The organism is Isoptericola sp. NPDC019571 (genome assembly GCF_044389385.1).
Classification (GTDB): domain Bacteria; phylum Actinomycetota; class Actinomycetes; order Actinomycetales; family Cellulomonadaceae; genus Isoptericola; species Isoptericola nanjingensis.
Map to the genome: position 1 here is coordinate 335,616 of NZ_JBIRXZ010000001.1, position 22,977 is coordinate 358,592.

Here is a 22,977-nt window from a genome sequence, read left to right on the forward strand (position 1 = left end):
CCCGGGCCGGACGGCGGCGGGGGATCAGGAGGGGTTGACGTTGAACAGCGCGGCGCGCTCGCTGATCTTGCGGGCGCGTGCCAGGCGGGGCTTGTCCGAGCCGTCGCGGATCACGGAGCCCGACGCCTCGAAGTCGGCCAAGAAGTCGATCGCCCACGCGACGTCCGCGCTGGACGGACTGAACGACTCGTTGATGACGGCCGGCGTCTCCAGGTCCAGGCAGAGCTTGCCGGTGAGGCCGAGGGCCACGCCGTCCGCCGACTGCTCGCGCAGCAGCGAGTGGCTGGTGCCGACGGTGGGGCCGTCGATCGGCCCGGGCAGCCCGCCGATCCGGCTGGCGGTGACGAGGCGCGAGCGCGGGTACGCCATCGCGAGCGACTCGTTGGCGGTGCCGGTGTCGCGACGGTAGTCGCCGGAGCCGAACGCCAGGCGGAAGGCCCCGGGCGCGCGAGCGATGCTCACGGCGTCCTCGATGCCGAGCGCGGACTCGACCAGCGGGATCACCGGCACGCTGCCGCCGAGCCGCTGGGCCGTGTCGATCACCTGGTCGGGCGACTCGGTCTTGGCGAGCATGACGCCGCGCAGGCCCTTCGAGTCCCACAGCGCGCGGACGTCGTCGGCCCAGGCCTGCGAGCCGCGCTCGTTGATGCGCACCCAGGCGCGACCGCCCGCAGAGAACCAGTCGAGCACCTTCTGGCGTGCCTCGTCCTTGCGGCTGTCGTCGACCGCGTCCTCGCAGTCGAGGATCACCTGGTCGGCGCGGGAGAGCTGGGCGGCGTCGAACATGTCGTCGCGCAGGGCCGACAGCAGCAGCCACGAGCGGGAGTTGGCTGGGTCGACGCGCGTGTCCTCGCGGGAACGGCGGCGTTCGGCGAGGTCGATCTCGGTAGTCACCTCACGATGGTAGGTTCCGCCGGCGCGTGGCTCAGCACGGCATCCAACAAGCGCAGGGCCGCGGACTTGTCGAGGGGCGCGTTGTCGCTGCCGCACTTGGGCGACTGGACGCACCCCGGGCAGCCCTCCGCGCAGGCGCACGCGGCGATCGCGTCCCGCGTGGCGCGCAGCCAGCGGGCGCCCAGCTCATACCCGCGCTCGGCGAAGCCGGCGCCGCCCGGGTACGCGTCGTACACGAAGACGGTGGCCTCCCCGGTGTCGGGGTGCACCTCGGTGGAGACGCCGCCCAGGTCCCACCGGTCGCACGTCGCCAGCAGCGGCAGCAGGCCGATCGACGCGTGCTCGGCCGCGTGCAGGGCGCCCGGCGTCTCGTCGGGGGAGACGCCCGCCGCCCGCAGCACGAAGTCCGGCACCGACCACCAGACGGCGGTCGTCGCGAGCGTGCGCGACGGCAGGTCGAGCGCCTCCGTGCCGAGCACCTGCATGTCCGGCAGGCGGCGGCGCTGGAAGCTCACCACCTGGCTCGTCACCTCCACCGGGCCGAGGCCCCACCGCACCGGGCCCCAGTCGCGGCCCTCCACCGGCCGGTGCCCCTCCTCGTCGATCGCGATCTCCATGACCTCGTGCGACCAGGTGCCGTGCTCCACGTCCTTGCGCACCACGAGGGCCACGTGCTCGGCGAGGTCCAGGTGGTCCACGACGAACGTCGCGCCCTGGTGCACGTACACCGCGCCGTCGTGCACCTGCCCGTCCGCCGAGCCGGCGTCCACCGTGCCGAGCATCCGGCCCGTCGTCGCCTCGACGACCCGTACGGGCCGTCCTCCGGAACCGCGCAGGTCGGCCATCGACGACGCAGGCTGCGCGTGCGTCCAGTACCAGCCCGACGGCCGGCGCCGCAGCGCGCCGCGCGCGACGAGCACGTCGAGCACCTCGCGCACCGCCCGCGGGTCGCCGAACGCGGCGAGGTCCTCGGCGCGCAGCGGCACCTCCTGCGCGGCGGCGCAGAGCTGGGGCGCGAGCACGTGCGGGTTGGCCGGGTCGAAGACGGTGGCCTCGAGCGCGGCGTCGAACACCGCCTCGGGGTGGGTCACGAGGTACGTGTCGAGCGGGTCCTCGCGCGCGACGAACGCGACCAGGCCCTCGGCGCCCGCGCGGCCGGCCCGCCCGGCTTGCTGCCAGAGGGACACGCGCGTCCCCGGCCACCCGGCGACGAGCACGGCGTCCAGACCGGAGATGTCGACGCCCAGCTCGAGCGCGTTGGTCGTGGCCAGCCCGCGCAGCTCGCCGGTGCGCAGGGCCTGTTCGAGCTCGCGCCGCTCCTCCGGCAGGTACCCGCCCCGGTAGCTCGCCACCCGGGACTCCAGCCCCGCGGCCACCGGCCGCAGGTGGTCGCGCGCCTGCTGCGCCACCGACTCCGCACCCCGCCGCGACCGGGTGAACGCGAGCGTGCGCGCGCCGTGCGCCGTGAGGTCGGCGAGCAGGTCGGCCGCCTCGGCGGTGGCCGACCGGCGCGGGTGCTCCGCGGCACCGCGGGTCGTGAGCACGGCCTCGGCCTCGTGCTCGGTGTGCGTCGCGTCGAGCGGGTCGGGCAGCGCCCAGGGGTCGTCGTCGTGCGTCGGCGTCTCCCCGGTGGCCCGCGACCGGTCGAACCCCGCCACCTCCGGCGGCTGCCACAGCGCAAAGGTGCGTCGTCCGGCGGGCGACGCGTCCGCCGTGACCGCGACGACCTCCTCGGGCGCCACCCCCACCAGCCGCGCCGTGCTCGCCGCGGGCTCCGCCGTCGTCGCGCTGGCCACCACGAACACCGGCGACGTGCCAGACCGTGAGCGCACCCCGGTGAGCTGGGCGTCTGACAGGTCCGGAGCGTCGGGCGGCGTGTCAGACGGACGGAGCACCCCGGCGAGCTGAGCGTCTGACAGGGGACGGTAGTGGGCGGCCAGCCGGGTGAGCCGCCGCAGCACCAGCGACACGTGCGCCCCGAAGACGCCGCGGTAGGCGTGCCCCTCGTCGACGACGACGTACCGCAGCCCGCGCAGCAGCCGCGCCCAGCGCCGGTGGCCGGGCAGCAGCGAGAAGTGCAGGAAGTCGGGGTTCGTGAGCACCACGTCGGCGTGCTCGGTCACCCAGCGGCGCTCCTCGGTGGGGGTGTCGCCGTCGCAGGTCGCGACGCGGGGGCGGGCACCGGGCATCCCCGCGACCAGCCGCTCCAGGCCGGCGAGCTGGTCGGCCGCCAGCGCCTTGGTGGGGGAGAGGTAGAGCACGGTGGCGGGCTCGGCACCGCGCACCGCAGTGAGCGCGGGCAGCCAGAACGCGAGGGACTTGCCCGAACCCGTCGACGTCGCGAGCGCGACGTGCCGCCCGGACCGGGCGGCGTCGGCGGCCTCGACCTGGTGCGCCCAGGGTCGGTCGACGCCGAGCGCGCGGTAGCCGTCGACCACGCCCGGGTCCGCCCAGGCCGGCCAGTCCGTCGTCACGCCGGCGCGCGCCGGGAAGGTGCGCACGTGCGTGAGCCGGTCCGCCCGCGCGCCGTGCGCGGTGAGCACGTCGAGCAGCGGGTGCTGCTCGGGCTCGAGGGCAGGGACGGCGGGCACGGCCGACAGTCTTGCACCGCGCGGAGGCCGTGCGTCTCGTGCGTACGAAGGCTCCGCCGTGGGGAATCTGTGTCCTGACATCAGGGTGAAATCACCCGAAAGCAGTATTTCTCCGCACCATCGATCGAGGATCTCCCGCGCTGCCGGCACCTCCGTCCCCCGGAGCCGGGCCGCGCTCCCGACGCCGACGAAGGACGCCTCGATGCGCCATGCCACCGTGGCGGCGACCGCCGCTGCTCTCCTCCTGATCTCGGCCGGCCCGGCCGTCGCGGGCGGACGACGAGCCGCCCTACCAGGTCACCCAGGTCACCCCGGTGCACCCGGTGGCGACGCCGGCCACGCCCGACGCCGAGGAGCCCGCCCCCGAGACCTCGTCCCCGGCGACGCCCTCGGGGGAGGAGACGACCGACACCCCTGCCCGTGTCCCGGGCGACGAGACAGGGACGCCGGCCGCCGGCGCGGCTACCGCCGTCGAGCAGCTGCCGCGCACGGGCGCGGCGGTGGCGGGTCGGGTCGTCCCCGCGGCGGCGCTCCTCGGCGCGGGGGCGGCGCTGCTCGTGCGCCGTCGACGCCGCGCCTGAGGCTCAGATCGGGCATGTCGGGCCTGGCCTGAAGCGCGCGGAACCGGCGGGATATCGCGGTTCGGCACGGAATGGCGTCGGCATCCGGTGAAGAGGGTGTGACCATCCCCGCACCGGTTTTGTTATCCGATCGTGACATCGTTCCCTGGTACGCATGCCTCTTTCCATCGCCCGTCGTTCCGTCGTGGCCGCGGTCGCCGGCGCGCTCGTCACCTCCGCCCTGGTGGTGCCGGCCGCGGCCTCCGCGAGCCCTGCCTCCGCGGCCCCCGCGTCCGCCGTCACGCAGTCCGTGCGCACCGCCGCCGGCAGCAGCGGCGTCCGCTGGGTGAAGTGGAACAAGGCACCCCTGACGAAGACCTCGTCCAGCCGGTCCCGGACCGTCGCCCGGCCCGACGACGGCACGCGGCTGCGCGTCCTCGACCGCGGCACGCACCGCCTCAAGGTGCGCACGCCCGCGGGCAAGGTCGGCTGGGTGTCGAAGAAGGCGGTCACGGCGACCAAGCTCAAGGACGTGTCCGGCACCCGCTACACCAAGGGGAAGGTCACGCTGACCAAGGACATCGGCTCGGGCTCGAAGAAGGTCACGAAGGCGCGCCTCGGCACCAAGGTCACCGTCCTGGCCCGCACCACCGGCCGGGACAGCAACCGCGTCAAGGTGCGCGTGCCTGGCGGCAGGACGGGCTGGATCTCCACCAGCCGCATCTCGAAGCGGAACGTGTGGGGCCAGCTCGCGCGCTGCGAGTCCGGTGGCAACCCGCGCACCAACACGGGCAACGGGTTCTACGGCATGTACCAGTTCACCGGCCGCACCTGGCACGCCGTCGGCGGCAAGGGCCTGCCGCACCGCCACGGCAAGTCCGAGCAGACCAAGCGCGCGCAGATCCTGCAGGACCGTGCGGGCTGGGGCCAGTGGCCGCACTGCACCCGCAAGCTCGGCCTCCGCTGACCACGACAGGTGGTGGTCAGCCGGCCAGGACCGCCTGCATCGCCCGGGACAGGTACCAGGGGTCGACGACGGCGGTGAGCTCGCGCGCGGAGTGCATCGACAGGATGGCGGCGCCGACGTCGACGACGCGGATGCCGAGGCGCGTCGCGGTGATCGGCCCGGTCGTGGAGCCGCAGGGCACCGTGTTGTTCGAGACGAACTCCTGGCTGGGCACCCCGGCCGCGGCGCACGCGGCCTGCCAGCGGGCGGCCCCGTGCGCGTCCGTCGCGTAGCGCTGGTTGGCGTTGATCTTGAGGATCGGGCCGGCGCCCGCGTGCGGGTGGTTGGCCGGGTCGTGCCGCTCGGGGTAGTTCGGGTGCACCGCGTGCCCGACGTCGGACGACACGCACAGCGACGCGGCGAAGGCGCGGGCCCGCTCGTCCTCCGACGCGCCCAGACCGGCCGACACCCGCCGCAGCACGTCCTCCAGGAACGGGCCGGCGGCGCCCGAGCGCGACCCGGACCCGATCTCCTCGTGGTCGAACGCCGCGACGACGCCGATCCCCGCGAGGTCCTCGGGCGCGACGGCGAGCAGCGCCGCGATCGCGGCGTGCGTCGAGAGCTGGTTGTCCAGGCGCGGCGACGCCCACAGCGCCTCGCCGATGCCGAAGGCGCGCGGCGGCTGCGTCTCGGCCAGGACGACGTCGTAGCCGAGGACGTCCGCGGCGTCGACCCCGTCGCCGGCCGCCGCGGCGAGCTCCGCCAGCACATCGGACTGCGACACGTCGCCGAGCCCGACCACGGGCTGCGTGTGCCGCTGCTTGTCGAGCGTCAGCCCCTCGTTCGCCGACCGGTCCAGGTGGATCGCGAGCTGCGGGATGCGCGCGATCGGGCCGGTGCGCACCAGGTGCTCCACCGTGCCCCCCGAGCCGTCCGACGTCACCAACCGTCCGGCGAGCTCGACCTCGCGGTCCAGCCACGAGTTGAGCAACGGCCCGCCGTACACCTCGACCCCGGCCTGCACCCAGCCGTCGCGGCCGGTGGTCGGCCTCGGCTTGAGCTTGAACCCGGTGGAGTCGGTGTGCGTGCCGAGGATGCTGAACGGCGTCGTCGCGCCCGCCGTCGGCGGCACCGCGACCGCGATCGCGGAGCCGTCGCGGACGACGACGTAGCGTCCGCCCGGCACGACGTCCCACGCGGCCGTCTCGTCCAGGCGCACGAAGCCTGCGTCCTCCGCGCGGCGGGCCACCTCCCGGGCGGCGTGGTACGACGACGGCGAGGCGGAGACGAACGCCCCCAGGTCCTCAGTGTGGGCGCGGGCGGCTGCGGGGACGACGTCGGGCATGACCGTCATCCTCCCACGCGGCCGGTCGTCAGTCGCCGCGCGGCGGCCCCAGGTACCCGTCGACGAACTGCATCCAGCCGCCGTCGCCACGGACGACCAGCCGCCAGCCTTCGTAGTCCGGTCGCGGGCCGTCGTTCCACTCCTGCGCCTCGCGTTCGGTGAGCGCGCCGGCGTCCACGGCGTCCCGCCAGTCCTGGGCGGTGGCCTGGCACAAGCCCCCGTCCATGCGCGGCCAGGCGTACGCGCGGTCGACGTCCTCGCTGCTGTCCGCTCCCATCTCGCAGGGCGTCGTGCCGGACAGCAGCCGGCCGAGGATCGCGTAGACGTCCTCGTCGTCCTCGGCCCCGGGCAGCCCCAGGAGCTCGGCCGGCGGCTGCCCGCCCCAGTTCAGCTCGTGCCGGTCGACGGCCTCGGCGAGTGCGGTGAGCCCCTGGTCGTCGCAGTTCACGGCCGCCTCGAAGAGCGTCAGCACCGTGTCCCGCACCGGTCCGGGGAGCTCCGCGACGTCCGGCTCCGGAAGGGTGAGACCCGCCGCCGAGCAGGTGCCGTCCCCGGACGAGGGCTCGGCCTCGGAGGCGGCCCCCGGAGCGACGAGCGTCGCGCCGTCGGCATTCACGCGGACGTCGAGCCAGGGGCCGGCGACGACCACGGACTCCCGGAAGTCGTCCGACCACACGACGTCGTAGGGCGTGACCTGGTACTCGCCGTCGGGCAACGACGTGGCGTACGCGGTCGTGCCCTCGGCCTCGCCGTCCGGCGCGCACGTCGTGAGGGTGGAGTCCTCGGCCGTCCGGTCGAGCCTCCCGGGCCGGATGTCGACCAGGTCCTCGGTCATGTCGATCCCGAGGTCGACCACCTGCCCGTCCTGCGCCCACAGCAGGGACGGGCCGACGAGGACGCCGTCCTCGGGCGGGGTCTCGTCGACCACGGTCCAGGTCGGCAGGCGGAGGGTCGCCGGCTCGTCGGTAGCGGGACCGCCCAGGTGCGGGTCGTCCCCGGCGACGAGGATCTTGTAGCCCTCCGCCCGGGTGGTCGGCACGTCGTCGGCCGCCATGCCGCACGTCAGCCCGGTGCCCTCGAGCCAGCCCGGCTGGTACCCCGGCCGGATCAGGTCGGCGGCGCGCGCGCCGTCCGCCCGTGTGTCGTCGCCGGACGGCGAGGGCGACGGCGACGGGCTGGTCGCGGGGCCGGGCAGGGGCTGCGGCGCGTCGGGCAGCAGCGCGGCGCCGCCCAGCACCAGCCCGGTGGCGACGGTGAGCGCGGTGGCGCCGATGCCGGCCTGCTTGGCGGTGCGCCGGCGGCGTACGCGGTGCCGCACCGATCCCATCACGTCGTCGAGGGCCGACGCCGACGCCCCCAGGCCGGCGAGGGCGTCCAGCTCGCGGCGCAGCGTCTCGTCCGTGCGGGCGTCCGCCCAGCCGTCCCGCGCGTGGTGCGTGCTCATCGTCCGGCCCTCCGTCCTGCCGTGGTGGTCGTGGTGCTCGAGGTGGCGTGCCCGGTTCCGTCGTCGGCCACCCGCAGCACGTCGCGCAGCGTCGCCGTCGCGTCGGCGAGGTAGCGCTTGACGGTGCCCTGCGCGAGGCCGAGGGCGTCGGCCACCTGCGGCACGGTGAGGTCCTCGAAGTAGCGCAGGACCACGCACGCCCGCTCACGCGGGGCCAGGCGCCCCAGCGCGGCGGCGACGTCCGCCCGCGCCGTCGCGCCCGAGGCGGCGCCGCGCACCCGGTCGTCGCTGGCCACGAGCGGCCGCGCCGCCGCCCACCGCTTCGTGCGCCGGTGCTCGTCGAGGAAGAGGGTCAGGATCGCGCGCCGCACGTACGCCTCGCTCGTCCCGCCCCCGTCGAGCGGGTGCACGCCCGCCCCGCCCCGCGCCTCTCCGGAGCCCCGGCGCAGCCGCGCGAACACCTTGACCAGCGCGTCCTGCACCAGGTCCTCCGCGAGCCGCTGGTCCCCGCAGAGCACGTAGGCGTACCCGACCAGGGCACGGCCTCGCGCCCGTGCGAGCTCGGCGAGCTCGTCCTCCCAGCGACTCATCGTGCGACCACCAGTCCCTCCCGTGCCGTCCTCACCCGCTGGGACGGCCGGGGGACGGGAATCGTTGGGGTCAGGATTCCACGGTGGTTCGTGACGGCCGTCACATGTGGGTAGACTCCCCGGCATCCCGCCGTCAACGGCGACGGCGGGACCTTACCGACGGGCGGTCACCGCCGTCCCGCCGGGTCGAGGAAGCACGTCAAGGAGGACGGATGCTCACGTTCGGTTCCAGCAGCATCACGATCGTCGCGGTCATCGCCGTCATCGCGCTGGCCGCGCTCGTGTGTGCGGGCACCCTGCGGCGGCAGGTGCTCGCCGCCCCCGAGGGCACGCCAGGCATGCAGGAGATCGGGCGGGGCGTCCAGGAGGGGGCCTCCGCCTACCTCAACCGCCAGTTCCGCACGCTCGCGATCTTCGCCGTCGTGGTGTTCGCCCTGCTCTTCCTGCTGCCGGGCGACGGCGGGGTCCGGGTGGGCCGGTCGATCGCGTTCCTGTTCGGGGCCGCGTTCTCCGCGGCCATCGGGTACCTGGGCATGTGGCTCGCCGTGCGCGCCAACGTGCGGGTGGCGGCAGCCTCGACCCGTCCCGACGGGCGCGCGGAGGGTGCGCGGATCGCGTTCCGCACCGGTGGCGTCGTGGGCATGTCCGTGGTCGGGCTCGGGCTGCTGGGGGCGGCGCTCGTCGTGCTCGTGTACCGCACGGAGGCGCCGGCCGTGCTCGAGGGCTTCGGCTTCGGCGCCGCGCTGCTGGCCATGTTCATGCGGGTCGGCGGCGGCATCTTCACCAAGGCGGCCGACGTCGGCGCCGACCTGGTCGGCAAGGTCGAGCAGGGCATCCCTGAGGACGACCCGCGCAACGCCGCCACCATCGCGGACAACGTGGGCGACAACGTCGGCGACTGCGCCGGCATGGCCGCCGACCTCTTCGAGTCGTACGCCGTCACCCTGGTCGCCGCGCTCATCCTCGGCAAGGCCGTCATGGGGGAGCAGGGCCTCGTCTTCCCGCTGATCGTCACCGCCGTCGGCGCGTTCGTCGCGCTGCTGGGCGTGCTCGTCACCCGCGTGCGGGGCAGCGAGAACGGCCTCAAGGCCATCAACCGCGGCTTCTACCTGTCGGCCGTCGTCGGGGCCCTGCTGGCCGCGGTCGCCGCATTCGTCTACCTGCCGTCGTCGTTCGCCGACCTGTCCGGCACCGCCGAGCTCGGCGAGGTCACCGCCGACCCGCGCGTGGTCGCGTCGCTGGCCGTCATCATCGGCGTCGTGCTCGCCGGGATCATCCTGTGGATCACCGGCTACTTCACCGGCACGACGTCGAAGCCGACGCTGCACGTCGCGGCGACGTCGCGCACCGGCGCGGCCACCGTGGTGCTGTCCGGCATCGGGGTGGGCTTCGAGTCCGCCGTCTACACCGCGGGCGTCATCGCCGCCGCGATCTGCGGCGTCTTCCTGCTCGCCGGCGGCTCGCTCTGGCTGTCCCTCTTCCTCGTGGCGCTCGCGGGCTGCGGCCTGCTGACGACCGTCGGCGTCATCGTCGCGATGGACACCTTCGGGCCGGTGAGCGACAACGCGCAGGGCATCGCCGAGATGTCCGGCGACGTCGACGACGAGGCCGCGCAGATCCTCACCGACCTCGACGCGGTGGGCAACACGACCAAGGCCATCACCAAGGGCATCGCGATCGCGACGGCGGTGCTCGCCGCGACCGCGCTCTTCGGCTCGTACGCCGACGCCGTGTCGACGGCGCTGGGCGAGGTCGCGGAGCGGGGTGCGGGCCTGGTCCCGGCGATGCTCAGCTTCGAGATCGTCTCGCCGGTGACGCTCGTGGGCGTGATCCTCGGAGCCGCCACCGTGTTCCTCTTCTCCGGCCTCGCCATCGACGCCGTGACCCGCGCGGCGGGCGCGATCGTCTTCGAGGTGCGCCGCCAGTTCCGCGAGCACCCCGGGATCATGACGTACGAGGAGCGGCCCGAGTACGGCCGTGTCGTGGACATCTGCACCCGCGACTCGCTGCGCGAGCTCGCCACCCCCGGCCTGCTGGCCGCGTTCGCCCCGATCGCCGTCGGCTTCGGCCTCGGTGTGGGGCCGCTCGCCGGGTTCCTCGGGGGCGCGATCGGCGCCGGGGTCCTCATGGCCGTCTTCCTCGCCAACTCGGGCGGCGCCTGGGACAACGCGAAGAAGATCGTCGAGGACGGCGCCTACGGCGGCAAGGGCTCCGAGGCGCACGCCGCCACCGTCATCGGCGACACCGTCGGCGACCCGTTCAAGGACACCGCCGGCCCCGCGATCAACCCGCTCATCAAGGTGATGAACCTGGTGTCGGTGCTCATCGCGCCCGCCGTGGTGATGCTGAGCGTGCCGGCCGACGCGAACCAGGCGGTGCGCATCGTCATCGCCGTGGTCGCGGCGGGCATCGCCTTCGGCGCGGTCATCATGTCCCGCCTCCGCGCGGCCCGCGTGGACCGCGAGCAGGCGGACGAGGCGGCGAGCGTCCCCGCGCGGTAGACCGCGCCCGGACGACGAGACGGAGAAGCTCGGGCGAGGCCGCATCCACGTGCGGCCGCGCCCGAGCTTCTCCGTCTCGCGGGGGGCTACTGGCCGGTGCGGCCGTCGATGCACTCCCGCAGCAGGTCGGCGTGCCCGGCGTGGCGGGCGTACTCCTCGACGAGGTGCTCGAGGATGTCGCGCACCGTCGAGGTGGTGCCGTCGAACGGGACGACCCGCCCCATGTCCGCGTCGGTCAGGGTCGCGAGCCACTCGTCGGCGGCCGCCGTCTCGCACCGCCAGGCAGCCCACGCCTCCGCGACGACGTCCGGGTCCGCGACGGCGCCGTCGAAGTCCCAGTCCGGGCCGCCGTCGGCGACGTAGAGCTTCGGCAGGTCCATCGCGCCCTGCAGGACTCGGCGCGACCAGGAGTGCTCCACCTTCGCCAGGTGCCGCACCAGCCCCAGCAGGGACAGGGCCGACGGCGGCACGGAGCGGCGGGCGAGCTGCTCGGCGTCGAGCCCCTCGCACTTCATCTCGATCGTGGCGCGGTAGGACCGCAGGTAGGACCAATGGGTCTGCAGCTCGCCGACGGGGTCGGCCCACTGCTGGCGAGGGTCGTCCTCGGGGTCCACCCACAGGTCGGGGAACCGGCGTGCCTCGGGCGTGGGGGCGGGATCAGTCATGGCGACATCCGACCTCTTCGGGGGAGACGCACGCAAGCGGATAGTCCCCGTCGCCTGGCGTCCCCGGTGAACATCGTGTTTCCGGCCGTGCCGACGCCCCCGGGTCACGACATGCTGGTCCGGGACCGGCGCTCGGCGTCGGCTCCCGGGCGGGACGACGGAGTCCACGCCGACGACGACGAGAAGGAGACCCATGAAGCTCCCACGCACCGTCGCGGTGCTCGGCACCCTCACCCTCCTGGCGACGACGCTCGTCGGCACCGCCGCCGCCGACGACCGCCCCGACCGCCCGGGCCGCGGCCCCGAGCGGGACGCGGCCGCGGTCGGGGCGGCGTCGTTCGCCGAGCTCGCGCGCACGGCACAGCGCTCGGGGCCCGGCCACGGCGGCGGGACGACGAGCGGCGCGATCGACATGCCCCGCGCCTACCCGTCCCAGCCCGACCTGACCGTGTACCCGCCGGAGGACGACGACGCGACCGACCTCAACGGCACGATCAGTCACGCCGAGATCGCCCCGCGGCTGGCGGCCCTCATGGCCTCGAGCGACCGGGTCTCGACCCAGGTGGTGGGTCGCTCCACGGCGGGTCGCGACCTGTACCTGGTGACCGTGACGGCGCCGGAGTCCCGTCGCGAGACGGCGCAGCAGACCCGCTGGCGGGAGGAGATCCGCACGTCCCCGGAGCGGGCCGCGGCCGACCGCCGCCTCGCCGAGGGCTACAAGACGCCGCTGTGGATCAGCGCCAACATCCACGGCAACGAGTGGGAGGGCACCGACGCCGCGATGCAGGTCATCGACGACCTGGCGACGTCGGACGACGCGGCCACCGCAGCCCTGCTCGAGGACCACCGGCTGTACTTCTCGCTGACCCTCAACCCCGACGGGCGCACCCTCGGCACCAGGGCGACGAGCCTGAGCCTCGACGCCAACCGCGACATGATCACCGGGGCGACTCCGGAGTCGCGGTCCTTCGTCGCGACGGCGCAGGCGCTCCAGCCGCTCTACGCGGCCGACTTCCACGGGTACACCGGCGTGCTGCAGGTGGAGCCGTGCGGGCCGCCGCACGGCGAGAACTACGAGTACGACCTGTTCATCCCCCACGGGTTCGCGATCGCGCGCCAGGTGGAGGACGACGTGGTCGCGGCCGAGATCCCCGGGAACACCTACTACGACCCGGCCACGGACGAGGCGGTCGACGAGAACACCGGCTTCATCAAGATCCCGTACCGCGACACGCCGTCCGGGTGGGACGACTACCCGCCGATCTTCACCGCCCAGTACGCGGCCTTCCACGGCGCCACGACCAGCACCGTCGAGCTGCCGAAGGGCCGCACCGGCCCGGCCACCACGCCCGAGGACGCCGCCATCAACACGGCGGTGGCGAAGCGGACGATGACCTCGATGATCGACTACGTGGCCGGCCACGACGACGCCATGCTGGCCGACCAGATCGAGGCGTTCCGCCGCGGCGCGGCCGGGGAGCCGAAGGACGCGCTGACGGTCGACGACGTGGCGGCCGTGCCCGGACCGGACGAGTGGAAGCAGCACTGGGACGTGGTCGACGACCAGGACCCGGTCGACCTGCCGCGCGCCTACGTGATCCCCGTCGGCGACGGGCAGCGCTCCGCCGCCGACGCCGAGACGCTGGTGGACCAGCTCCTGTTCCACGGCGTGGAGGTGGGCACGCTGACGCGCAGCACCCGCGTCGGCGGCACGACGTACCCCCGCGGGTCATTCGTCGTCGACCTGCACCAGCCGCTGCGCGGCCTGGCGAACGCCCTGCTCGACCTGGGCACCGACATCTCGGCGAAGGTGCCGTCGATGTACGACATCTCGGCGTGGAGCCTGTCGTCCCTGTGGGGCGCGACGGTCGACAGCGTCGGGTCGACCACGGACCGGCCGGTCGGGAAGGTGGTGCCGCTGCGCGGTGAGCCGTCGGACGCGCGGGTGCCGCACGGGGCGCGCCACGTCGCGTTCGACGTCGCGGGCGTCGAGGACTACCGCGCGCTCAACGCGCTGCTGGAGGAGGACGTCCCGGTCTGGCTCCTGGACGACGGGCGTGCCGTCGTCGGGCGCGCCGACGGCCGGACGGTCCGCGAGGTCGCGCGCGAGCACGACGTGCCCTTCGAGGCTGCGACCCGGCAGGAGCTGCGCCGGCTCGACGAGGCGGCGGAGCTCGACGACCTCACGGTCGCGTACGCCGGCACCCAGGACGACCTGCTGTCCCTGACCGAGCTCGGCTTCGACGACCTGGTCCGGGTGTCGGCCGGCGGCATCGAGGCCGGCGCGGCCACCGGGACGACGGGGCTCGAGGACGCCGACGTCCTGTGGGTCGGGTCGTCGCTGACGCTCCCGGCCGGGAGCGCGGGCCGGGCGGCCGTGCAGGGCTGGGTGGACGACGGCGGCTCGGTCGTGGGCCGCACGGCGGCCGCGTTCGCCGTCGCCGAGACGTACGGGCTCGTGGAGGGCTCGGCGGTCACGGGCAACCGGTCGGGCAACGGGATCGTCGACGTCGACACCGCGGGTTCGTCGTTCCTGTCCGCGCACCCGCAGGACCAGGCGTTCGTCTACCCGGCGACCTGGTTCACCGACCTCGGCGAGGGCACCACGGCCGAGCAGTCCTACGACGCGGACCGGCCGCTCCTCGCCGGCCACTGGGCGCCGTCGGACACGGGGTCCGGGGGCCCCGACGCGGCGGCGGGCCAGGCGGCCGTGGTCTCGGGCGAGGCGCAGTCGGGCGCGCGGGCCGTCGTCTTCGGCACGTCGGTGTTCTTCCGCACCCACCCGAAGGGCGGTCTGGGCCAGGCCGCCCAGGCCCTCTTCTGGGCGACCTCCGGCGACTGACCCGCACCTGCCGCCCGGGCCGACGCCCGGGCGGCAGGTCCGGGCCGAGGATCAGGCCGCGCGGCCGCGGCGCAGCACGCCTGCTGTGACCCCCGCGCCGACCCCCACCGCCGCGGCGATCCCGAACGCCCACCACAGCTGGGTGCGCAGCGGCACCAGCAGGGCGTCGACGGTGTCGTCCAGCACCTGGCGTCCCGCCTCGCCGACGTCGAGCCCGGCGAAGCCCGCCTGCACGGCCTCCGGCAGCAGCACGAGGAGCACCAGCATCGCGACGGCGGTCAGCGCCCCCGTGGCGGCGACCGTGCGCAGGCGCCGGCCCGGCCGGGCGGCGAGTGCCGCCAGCACGGCGAGCAGCACCGTCGCCGGCAGCGCCCAGGGGGTCCACCGGTCCAGGACGGCGACGGCCGACTGGGCGGTGGCGAGGTCGTCGGACGCGTACAGGACGACGTCGGCGCCGGTCGACGCGAAGCCCTCGGGGACGGGCAGCCCACGGTCGCGCAGCGCCTGGCCGATCGACTCCAGGAACGGGTCGAGGGGCAGCGTCACCACGCCGTCCGCGGCGTCGACGACGTCGCTCTCGTCGCGCAGCACCGCCACGGTCGCGGCGTGCCCCTGCCGGGTGGCCTCCTCCCACGCGGGCGGGAAGGCGTCGGAGCGGACGAAGAGGTCCGCCACCTCGCCGATCACGGGCCGCAGCGCGCCGGCGAGCACCCCCGAGTCGATCTGGCCGACCACGGTGCCGGTCAGCGCCTCGGCGACGGCGTCCTGCGTGGTGATCTCGTCCGCGAGCGGCGCCGTCGCCGCGACGTACGCCTCGGTGTCCAGCAGCGTGCCCTCGACGTACCGGGCGGGCACCGTGACCACCGCCGCCAGCACCGCGAGCAGGACCAGGACGCCGCTGAGGAAGCTCCGCACACCCGCCATGGTCGGCACGCTACGCGGCCCCGGGCGGGGCCACAGCGCGGGCTACAGCCCGGTGCGCCCGTCGATGCACTCGCGCAGCAGGTCCACGTGGCCCATGTGCCGGGCGTACTCCTCGAGCACGTGCAGCAGCACGTCGCGCGCCTCGACGGTGCCGCCGTCGTAGGGCACCTCGCGGCCCAGGTCCTCGCCGGCGAAGCAGTCGTCGGCGACCTCGACGGCGCGGTGCCAGGCATCCCACGCCTCCTCGACGCAGGTCGCGTCCGGGAGGGCGCCGTCGAAGTCGACGTCGGGGTAGCCGGGCAGCTCGAACGGGCCGCGCTCGTCGCGGCTCTGCAGCACCCGGCGGAACCAGTGGTGCTCGACGTTCGCGAGGTGCCGGACGAGCCCGAGCAGGGAGAGGGTCGACGGCGGCACGGCGCGGCGCGCGAGCTGGGAGGCGTCGAGGCCCTCGCACTTCATGACCAGGGTCATGCGGTAGCGGCAGAGGTACTCCCAGAGGGTCTCCTTCTCACCGACCGGGTCGACGCCCGTCGCTCGCGGGTCATTCTCGGGATGCACCCACAGGCCGGGCGTGGTAGAGGTCACGCGCGTAATCTGGCCGAACGCCCGCCACGGGTCAAGCGGCGCCCTCCCACCTGCGGCGACGTTCCGGCGCCGAGCGCTCTCCCGGTACCCTTCGGCAGCATGAGGGCCAGGACGAGACGCGCTTCCGGCGCCTCGCGCGGCCTGGTCGGTCGCCTGAGGCGACCGGTGCCGGGGCCCTGGCGCCGTCGGTCCTCCCTCGCCGCGGCGGGGGCGCTGTCCCTGCTCCTGGGGCTCGGCGTCGGGGTGGCGGCCGGCTTCGTGGCGGACGCGGGCGCCCCCGCGGAGGCCGTCCTCGCGGCCGGCCCGCCCGACGAGTGCCCGGTGGTGCAGGCCGCATGGTCGCGGTCGGCATCCCTGCAGATCGGGATGACGGCCGACGACCCGGCCACGCTGCGGCGCGGCTTCGTGGGCGCCCGCGACGCGCTCGCCGAGGTCCGTCCGCCCACGGAGGTGCGGGACGACTGGCTCACCGTCGCGACCTACGTCGGCGCGGTCGCCGACGAGATCGAGGCGGCCGGCGAGGACGAGGTCGCGTCCGCCGTCGCGGACGCGCTCGCGGACCTGGACACGGCGGCGATGACGGCCGCGTCGAACCGCGTCACGACCTACCTCAAGGCCGGCTGCGGCGCGGCCGACGCGCCGACCGACGCGCCGACCGACGCGGAGGGTGACGCGGGGGACGACACGGACGACGACCCCCAGGGCGACGTGCCCGCCGGCTGAGCGGTGATTTCCGCGCGCGCGGGCGGGTGACGCACCATAGGGGGATGCGCCGTGCCCGCCTCCTGCCCCGCCAGCTCCCGGTCGTCGTCGTGGGGATGCTCGTGACGGGCGCCGCGCTGGCCGGCTGCGGGCAGTCCGACGGCGGCGCGGAGCCGGTCGCGGAGCCCGCCCCGGCGGTCTCGATCCCGGGCGACCTCTCGATGGGCGTCGAGGGCGAGCCGAGCCGGTCGAAGGACTCCGGGTCGGCGTCGCCCGACCCGAGCGCGGACGCGACGGACGGCGGCAAGGACGAGTCCGGCCTCGACCACGAGACGTGCGCGGGGCTGCAGCAGGCCTGGTCCACGACGAACCGCGCGCTCGTGGACCTCAGCCCCGAGCATCCGCGCGCGCTGGTGCAGAGCTTCCGCACCGCGGACGAGGCGATGGCCGCGGTGGAGGCGCCCGAGGGGGTGGCGAAGCCCTGGGGCGTGATGGCCGACTACCTGGGCAGCGCGGAGACGGCGTTCGACGACGTCGACGAGGACGACGCGGACGCGGTCAGCTCCGCGATGGCCGGCGCGATCACGGCCGACGACACCGCCGCCGCCACGGCCGCGGCCAAGGACATCACCGTGTTCCTGTCGACGGAGTGCGCGGGCCGATGACGACGCGCGGCACTGCCTCGACACCTGCCTCGGCGCCCGTGCCCGGCGCGGCGGGGCACGCCGCGCCCCTGGTCGACGCGCTGCGGTCGGGCCTGACGGCGGCGGGCTACACCGTCGACGGCGTGGGCGAGGCGCTGGGCGAGGTCGCGTCCGCGGCGCTGCACCGCGAGCAGACCGTGCCCGCCCGCCGCGCCCTCGCGGACGTCGCCGCCGCGCACGAGCCGCGCGCGGCGCTGGCCCGCCTCTTCCTGCTCGGCGACGACGTGCCGCGCGCGGCGCTCGACCGCGCGCTGCCCGGCCTCGGCACCGCCGGCGCCGCGCGCCTCGGCCTGGTGGCCGCCGCCGGCGAGGGTGACGACGACGCCGTGCGCGCCGTCGTCGACCTGCGTCCGTACGCCGCCGTCGACGCGGCCGGCGACGCCTCGTGGTGGCTGGCGAGCGACCTCGCCGAGCTGGCCACGGGCGGCCGACTCGCGACCGACCACGTGCTCGGCGCCGGCGGCGCCTCGACGACGCTGGCCCAGGTCACGGCCCGCACGCCCGTGGGTCGCGTGCTCGACCTCGGCACGGGTTGCGGCATCCAGGCGCTGCACGCGGCGCGGCACGCCCGCCACGTCGTGGCGACCGACCTGTCCCGGCGGGCGCTGGGCTTCGCCCGGTTCAACCTCGTGCTCAACACCCCGGCGGAGGGGGTCGATGTCGCGCTGCGGCACGGGTCGATGCTCGACCCGGTGGCGGGGGAGAGCTTCGACCTCGTGGTCTCCAACCCGCCGTTCGTCATCACCCCGCACGCCGGCGCGGCGGGCGCCGCGGTGGCGGAGGCGCTGGGCGACTACGAGTACCGCGACGGCGGCCGCTCGGGCGACGACCTGGTGCGCGACCTGGTGCGCGACGTCGGCGGCGTGCTCGCGCCGGGCGGCGTCGCGCAGCTGCTGGGCAACTGGGAGCACCGCCGCGGCGAGCCGTGGGACGAGCGGGTGGGTGCCTGGCTCGACGCGGCCGGCCTGGACGGCTGGGTGATCCAGCGCGAGGTGCTCGACCCGGCCGAGTACGCGGAGACGTGGATCCGCGACGGTGGCACGACCCCCGAGCGCGAGCCGGGCGCCTGGGCCGCCGCCTACGGCGCGTGGCTCGACGACTTCGCGTCCCGCGACGTCGAGGCCGTCGGCTTCGGCATCGTCACCCTCCGCCGGCCCACGGGCGGCACGCGCCCCACGCTGCGCCGCCTCGAGGAGCACACCGGGTCCGTGCACCAGCCGCTCGGCGCGCACGTCGCGGCGTCGCTCGTGGCGCACGACTGGCTCGAGGCGCGCGACGACGCCGCGCTGGCCGAGGCCCACCTCGTGGCGGCGGACGACGTCACCGAGGAGCGGTTCCACACGCCCGGGCAGGCCGACCCGAACGTCGTCGTGATCCGGCAGGGCGACGGGCTGGGGCGCGGGGTGCACGCCTCCACCGGCCTCGCGGCCTTCGTCGGGGTGTGCGACGGCGAGCTCGCCGTCGGGCAGATCGTCGGGGCGCTGGGCGCGCTGCTCGACGTCCCCGCCGACGACCTGCGCTCCGAGCTGCTGCCCGCCGTCCGCGGCCTGGTGCGCGACGGCTTCCTCCGTCCTGCCGACTGACCTCCTGCCGGGCCGACCTCCCCGCCTGGGAGCCTGCCGTCCGTGGGCTGTGCCACATGGGGAGCTCTCCCCGTCGTGCCGGGGCGCGTGAGCGACGCCGGTCGGTCACCATGGTCACCATGCGCAACCGACTGACCATGACCCGTGCCGCCGCCGTGGCCGCCGCCGCCCTGCTCTCCCTCGGCCTGGCCGCCTGCAGCGGCTCGGGGGACTCGGGTTCCGGCGAGGGCACGCCCGCCGCCGAGGAGCAGGCGGCCGAGGAGAGCCCGGCCGAGGAGAGCCCGGCCGAGGAGAGCCCCGCCGAGGAGGCCCCGGCCGACGAGGCGGCCGGCGGCGACGTGTGCGGCGCCGTCCAGGCCCTCACCGAGGCGTCCTCGGCGATGGGCGACGTCGACCCCGCCGACCTGCAGCCCACCGTCGACAAGCTCGAGGAGCTCACCACCACGCTCGAGGGCGTGGGCGAGCCGCCCGCGGAGATCGCCGACGACTGGGAGACGCTGACCACGTCGTTCCGCACCGCGACGGACGGCCTGAGCGCCGCGGCCGAGGACCCCACCGACGCCGAGGCGATGACGAAGCTGCAGGACGCCATGTCCGCGATGACCGGCTCGGAGTTCCAGGAGTCCGCTCAGGCCGTCGGCACGTACGCCGGCACCCACTGCTGACGCCCTCCGAGGCCCGGGGCGGTCGTCAGCCGATGACGACGGCCGCCTCCGGGCGCCGGTAGAGGCGCTGGCGGTCGCGCATCGCGAGGCCGGTGCCGAGGGTGATGGGCCCGAGCCGGCCGAGGAACATCAGGGCCACGAGCACCAGCTGGTGCCAGGGCTGCATGTCCGCGGTGATCCCGGTGGACAGGCCGGTGGTGCTGAACGCCGAGATCACCTCGTACAGCACCTGGTCCAGCGTGAACAGGCTGGTGGAGAGCGTGATCGCGAGCGTCGGCACCACCACGGCCGCGACGCCGACCAGCGCGACGGTGAGCGCCTGCCGCTGGGTGCTGGGCGTGAGGCGCCGGTCCCAGAGCGTGGCGTCGGGGTCGCCGCGCAGCTCCGACCAGATCGCGACGGCGAGGACGGCGAACGTCGTCACCTTGATGCCGCCGGCGGTGCCGCCCGACCCCGCGCCGACGAACATGAGCATGTCGGTGAAGAACCAGGTGCCGTTGTTGGCCTGCGACAGGTCCACGGAGTTGAAGCCGGCGGTGCGGGGCATCACCGCCTGCGTGAACGCGGCCAGCACCTTCGCCGGCGGGTCGAGCGGGCCGAAGGTGCCGGGGTTGCGCCACTCGGCCGCGAGGAAGAACAGCGTGCCCACCACCAGCAGCACCGCCGTCATCAGCACGGTGAGCCGCGTGTGCACGCTCCAGCGCGACAGCCGGGCGAGGTCGGTCGGGCCCTCCTCGGTCCGGCGGGTGCGGTGCAGGCGCCACAGCTCGAGCAGCACGGGGAAGCCGAGGCCGCCGATGATGATCGCGGCGCAGATCGGCAGGCACACCCAGGGGTCGGCGACGAACGGCACGAGGTTCTGGCTGTAGATCGAGAAGCCCGCGTTGTTGAACGCGGACACGGCGTGGAAGACGCCCGACCAGACGGCGTGGCCGAGGGGCTCGTCGTAGGCGGCGGCGAACCGCGCCGTCAGCACCGCGGCCACCACCAGCTCCGTCACGACCGTGAACCGCAGCACCCCGAGCAGCACGCGTCGCACGTCGCCCATCCCGACGGACCGCGTCGACTCGGTCGCCACCAGCCGGGTGCTGAGCCCCAGGCGACGGGTCAGCAGCAGGCCGAGCAGCGACGCCAGCGTCATGACCCCGAACCCGCCCACCTGGATGAGCAGCAGGATCACGACCTGCCCGAACGGCGTCCAGAACGTCTCGGTGTCGACGACGGCGAGCCCGGTCACGCAGGTTGCGGACGTCGCGGTGAACAGGGCCTCGACGAAGCTCGCGTTCCTCCCCGTGGCGCTGACCGGCAGGCTCAGCAGGGCCGTGCCGGTGGCGATCGTCGCGAGGAAGGCGAGGGTGACCACCTGGGCCGGGCGGCGGCGCAGGCTCGCGGGCGACGTGGGGGAGTTCGCGGGCACCCGGTGCGGGCGCAGCCACGGGATCGGGTGCACAACGGATCAGTGTGCACCCGCGCGGCAGCCTGGGCGCGCCCTGGCCGGGGGCTGGTCGTCCCCGTAGCGTGTGGTGCGCCGGGCAACCGTCCGGTACCTGACGGAAGGAATTCTCCGATGAGACGCACGACCTTCAGGACGATGGCCGCCACGGCCGCCGGGCTCACGCTCGCGGCGACCGCGGCGACGGCCCAGGCCGCCGGTCCGGACCCCGACGACGACGTCGCGGGCGCGGACCGATACCCGGCGGGGCTCCTGCAGGCCATGACGGACGACCTCGGCGTGTCGAGGGAGCGCGCCGTCGAACGGCTCGACTTCCAGGACGACGCCGCGGCCGCGCAGGACCGGCTGCGGGAGCAGCTCGGTGACGACTTCGCCGGCACCTGGCTCGACCCGGAGCGGGACCGGTTGTACGTCGCCACGACGAGCGGTGCCGCGGACGCCGCGGTGCGGGCGGCGGGCGGCCGGGCCGTCGACGCCCGGTACTCGCTCGACCAGCTCGAGGGCTGGGCCGCGGACCTGGGCGACGACGCCGCCGCGGCCGCCGGCGTGACCGGCTGGCACGTGGACGTGCGGGACAACACGCTCGTGGTCGAGACGCTGGCGGGCTCGGACGCCCGGGCCGGCGTCGACGACGCGCTGGCCGCCGCGGGCGTGCCGAGCGGCGCCGTCACGGTGAGCACGACGACCGAACGGCCGCGCGTGCTGGACGACGTCGTCGGCGGCAACGCGTACTACATCGACGGGGCCTCGCGCTGCTCGGTGGGCTTCGCCGTCACCGACGGCTTCGTCACCGCGGGGCACTGCGGCTCCGCGGGGGACCCGACGTCGCAGCCGGAGGGGACGTTCGCCGGGTCGAGCTTCCCCGGCGACGACTACGGGTACGTCCAGGTGGGGCCCGGCAGCACGCCCGTCGGTGCCGTGAACGACTGGGCCGGCGGCCAGGTCGCCGTCGCGGGCGCCGAGCCGGCGCCGGTGGGGGCCCAGGTGTGCCGCTCGGGATCCACGTCGGGCTGGCACTGCGGCACGGTCGAGGCGCTCGACGTCTCGGTCTCCTACGCCGAGGGCACGGTCGACGGGCTCATCCGCACCGACGTGTGCGCGGAGCCGGGCGACTCCGGCGGCTCGCTGCTGGCGGGCGACCAGGCGCAGGGCGTGACGTCGGGCGGTTCCGGCGACTGCACGTCCGGCGGCACGACGTTCTTCCAGCCCGTGGGCGAGATCCTCGACGCCTACGACCTCACCCTGGTGACCGGCTGACCGCCGCGGGGTTCTCTATCCCGTGGGGACGACGCGCGGGGCGGCCGGCCCGGCGAGGACGGCGGCGAGGATCGCCTCGATCGCGAACGCCGTCTCCTGCGCGAGGTCGACGGCGTCCGGGTCCAGGAGCCACTGCACCTGCAGGCCGTCCATGACGCCGATGACGGCGCTCGCGGCGCTGCGGGCCCGGGCCTCCTCGAGCGCCACGCCGCGCTCCTGCGCCACCTGCAGGAGGGCCGTGGCGATCTCGCCGCGCAGCACCGTGAAGCGCTCCGTGACCCACGCGGCCGCCGGGTGCCCGTCGGTGACGGACTCGCCGGTGAGCACCGAGTAGGCCTGCACGATGCCGCGCCGGTCGGCGTTGATCCGCGCGGTGGTCATCAGGTGCCGGAACAGGTCGAGGCCGCCGGGGATGTGCTGCCCCTCGAGGTGCTCGACGTCCACCCGGTCGCGGTACTCCAGCACCGCCCACAGGAGCTTGTCCTTGCTGCCGAAGTGGTGCAGCACGCCCGCGTGGGTGATGCCCACCTGCTCCGCGACGTCGACGAGCGACCCCGCGTGGTAGCCCTTCGAGCCGAACACGCGCGTCGCCGCCGCGAGGATCTCCTCGCGCCGCTCCGCCTTCGAGGGGCGGGTCCGTCGCGGGGTGCTGCCGTCTGCCATGGCGTCACCATACTGTGACCTTGCGCTACTTACTTACCTGTCAGTAACTGTGCTTCACTGGGC

19 protein-coding genes are annotated in these 22,977 nt (G+C 75.1%); 9 read left to right on the top strand and 10 right to left on the bottom strand.

Features of this window, described 5'->3' with window-relative positions; translation table 11 throughout:
- Positions 1-24: 24 nt before the first annotated feature.
- Together ACH443_RS01580 and ACH443_RS01585 are read right to left on the bottom strand one after the other, a co-directional pair.
- The gene (locus ACH443_RS01580; RefSeq protein WP_429765942.1) at positions 25-894 is read right to left on the bottom strand and encodes an HpcH/HpaI aldolase/citrate lyase family protein; all 870 of its coding nucleotides are present in this window, start codon (positions 892-894) and stop codon (positions 25-27) included.
- The gene (locus ACH443_RS01585; protein ID WP_430589280.1) at positions 891-3,485 is read right to left on the bottom strand and encodes a DEAD/DEAH box helicase; all 2,595 of its coding nucleotides are present in this window, start codon (positions 3,483-3,485) and stop codon (positions 891-893) included. Before ACH443_RS01585 ends, ACH443_RS01580 begins: the two co-directional genes overlap by 4 nt.
- 323 nt (positions 3,486-3,808) lie before the next feature.
- On the opposite strand from ACH443_RS01585, the gene ACH443_RS01590 reads away from it, so the two are divergent.
- Together ACH443_RS01590 and ACH443_RS01595 are read left to right on the top strand one after the other, a co-directional pair.
- Positions 3,809-4,066: a hypothetical protein gene (locus tag ACH443_RS01590; protein WP_430589281.1), complete on the top strand. Its 258-nt coding sequence runs from the start codon at positions 3,809-3,811 to the stop codon at positions 4,064-4,066.
- Between the two features lie 154 nt (positions 4,067-4,220).
- Positions 4,221-5,012 (top strand): transglycosylase family protein, encoded by a 792-nt coding sequence (locus ACH443_RS01595; protein WP_429765936.1) that lies wholly within the window; start codon positions 4,221-4,223, stop codon positions 5,010-5,012.
- Positions 5,013-5,028: 16 nt separating this feature from the next.
- Here ACH443_RS01595 and ACH443_RS01600 read toward each other — a convergent pair whose 3' ends face one another.
- From ACH443_RS01600 to ACH443_RS01610, 3 genes are read right to left on the bottom strand one after another with little or no spacing between them, the layout of a single operon-like run.
- Positions 5,029-6,336, bottom strand: a complete 1,308-nt coding sequence (locus ACH443_RS01600) for a M18 family aminopeptidase (RefSeq protein WP_430589282.1) — start codon at positions 6,334-6,336, stop codon at positions 5,029-5,031.
- Between the two features lie 28 nt (positions 6,337-6,364).
- Positions 6,365-7,780 carry a hypothetical protein gene (locus tag ACH443_RS01605; protein WP_430589283.1) on the bottom strand — a complete coding sequence of 472 codons (1,416 nt, stop codon included), beginning with the start codon at positions 7,778-7,780 and terminating at the stop codon, positions 6,365-6,367.
- Entirely contained in the window at positions 7,777-8,370 is a 594-nt protein-coding gene (locus tag ACH443_RS01610; RefSeq protein ID WP_430556448.1) for a sigma-70 family RNA polymerase sigma factor, read from the bottom strand. The genes ACH443_RS01605 and ACH443_RS01610 overlap by 4 nt, the downstream gene beginning before the upstream one ends.
- Positions 8,371-8,582: 212 nt before the next feature.
- Between ACH443_RS01610 and ACH443_RS01615 the strand changes: the two genes are divergently transcribed.
- On the top strand, positions 8,583-10,871 hold the full coding sequence (locus tag ACH443_RS01615) for a sodium-translocating pyrophosphatase (RefSeq protein WP_430547048.1): 2,289 nt from the start codon (positions 8,583-8,585) through the stop codon (positions 10,869-10,871).
- Positions 10,872-10,957: 86 nt separating this feature from the next.
- Here the strand turns inward: ACH443_RS01615 and ACH443_RS01620 are convergent, their stop codons facing one another.
- Complete coding sequence (locus ACH443_RS01620) at positions 10,958-11,536, bottom strand: DinB family protein (RefSeq protein ID WP_430589284.1); 579 nt, start codon at positions 11,534-11,536, stop codon at positions 10,958-10,960.
- Positions 11,537-11,729: 193 nt separating this feature from the next.
- Here ACH443_RS01620 and ACH443_RS01625 point away from each other — a divergent pair, with 193 nt between their 5' ends.
- Positions 11,730-14,378, top strand: a complete 2,649-nt coding sequence (locus ACH443_RS01625; RefSeq protein ID WP_430589285.1) for a M14 family zinc carboxypeptidase — start codon at positions 11,730-11,732, stop codon at positions 14,376-14,378.
- A gap of 51 nt (positions 14,379-14,429) precedes the next feature.
- Here ACH443_RS01625 and ACH443_RS01630 read toward each other — a convergent pair whose 3' ends face one another.
- Both ACH443_RS01630 and ACH443_RS01635 read right to left on the bottom strand, forming a co-directional pair.
- Positions 14,430-15,302 (bottom strand): hypothetical protein, encoded by an 873-nt coding sequence (locus tag ACH443_RS01630; RefSeq protein WP_430556450.1) that lies wholly within the window; start codon positions 15,300-15,302, stop codon positions 14,430-14,432.
- Between the two features lie 42 nt (positions 15,303-15,344).
- Entirely contained in the window at positions 15,345-15,887 is a 543-nt protein-coding gene (locus tag ACH443_RS01635) for a DinB family protein (protein ID WP_429765923.1), read from the bottom strand.
- Positions 15,888-16,052: 165 nt separating this feature from the next.
- Here ACH443_RS01635 and ACH443_RS01640 point away from each other — a divergent pair, with 165 nt between their 5' ends.
- The 4 genes from ACH443_RS01640 (at position 16,053) to ACH443_RS01655 (ending at position 19,541) form a co-directional block, all read left to right on the top strand.
- Positions 16,053-16,610 (top strand): hypothetical protein, encoded by a 558-nt coding sequence (locus ACH443_RS01640; RefSeq protein WP_430589286.1) that lies wholly within the window; start codon positions 16,053-16,055, stop codon positions 16,608-16,610.
- Positions 16,611-16,654: 44 nt separating this feature from the next.
- Complete coding sequence (locus ACH443_RS01645; RefSeq protein WP_429765919.1) at positions 16,655-17,254, top strand: hypothetical protein; 600 nt, start codon at positions 16,655-16,657, stop codon at positions 17,252-17,254.
- Positions 17,251-18,876 carry a methyltransferase gene (locus ACH443_RS01650; protein ID WP_430589287.1) on the top strand — a complete coding sequence of 542 codons (1,626 nt, stop codon included), beginning with the start codon at positions 17,251-17,253 and terminating at the stop codon, positions 18,874-18,876. The genes ACH443_RS01645 and ACH443_RS01650 overlap by 4 nt, the downstream gene beginning before the upstream one ends.
- Positions 18,877-18,995: 119 nt before the next feature.
- Positions 18,996-19,541 carry a hypothetical protein gene (locus ACH443_RS01655; RefSeq protein ID WP_430589288.1) on the top strand — a complete coding sequence of 182 codons (546 nt, stop codon included), beginning with the start codon at positions 18,996-18,998 and terminating at the stop codon, positions 19,539-19,541.
- 25 nt (positions 19,542-19,566) lie between these two features.
- Here ACH443_RS01655 and ACH443_RS01660 read toward each other — a convergent pair whose 3' ends face one another.
- Positions 19,567-20,991, bottom strand: coding sequence for a TrkH family potassium uptake protein (locus tag ACH443_RS01660; RefSeq protein WP_429765916.1), 1,425 nt, complete (start codon positions 20,989-20,991; stop codon positions 19,567-19,569).
- A 117-nt stretch (positions 20,992-21,108) separates the two neighbouring features.
- On the opposite strand from ACH443_RS01660, the gene ACH443_RS01665 reads away from it, so the two are divergent.
- Complete coding sequence (locus ACH443_RS01665) at positions 21,109-22,251, top strand: S1 family peptidase (RefSeq protein WP_430589289.1); 1,143 nt, start codon at positions 21,109-21,111, stop codon at positions 22,249-22,251.
- A 15-nt stretch (positions 22,252-22,266) separates the two neighbouring features.
- Here the strand turns inward: ACH443_RS01665 and ACH443_RS01670 are convergent, their stop codons facing one another.
- Positions 22,267-22,914 (bottom strand): TetR/AcrR family transcriptional regulator, encoded by a 648-nt coding sequence (locus ACH443_RS01670; RefSeq protein WP_430589290.1) that lies wholly within the window; start codon positions 22,912-22,914, stop codon positions 22,267-22,269.
- Positions 22,915-22,977: the final 63 nt, after the last annotated feature.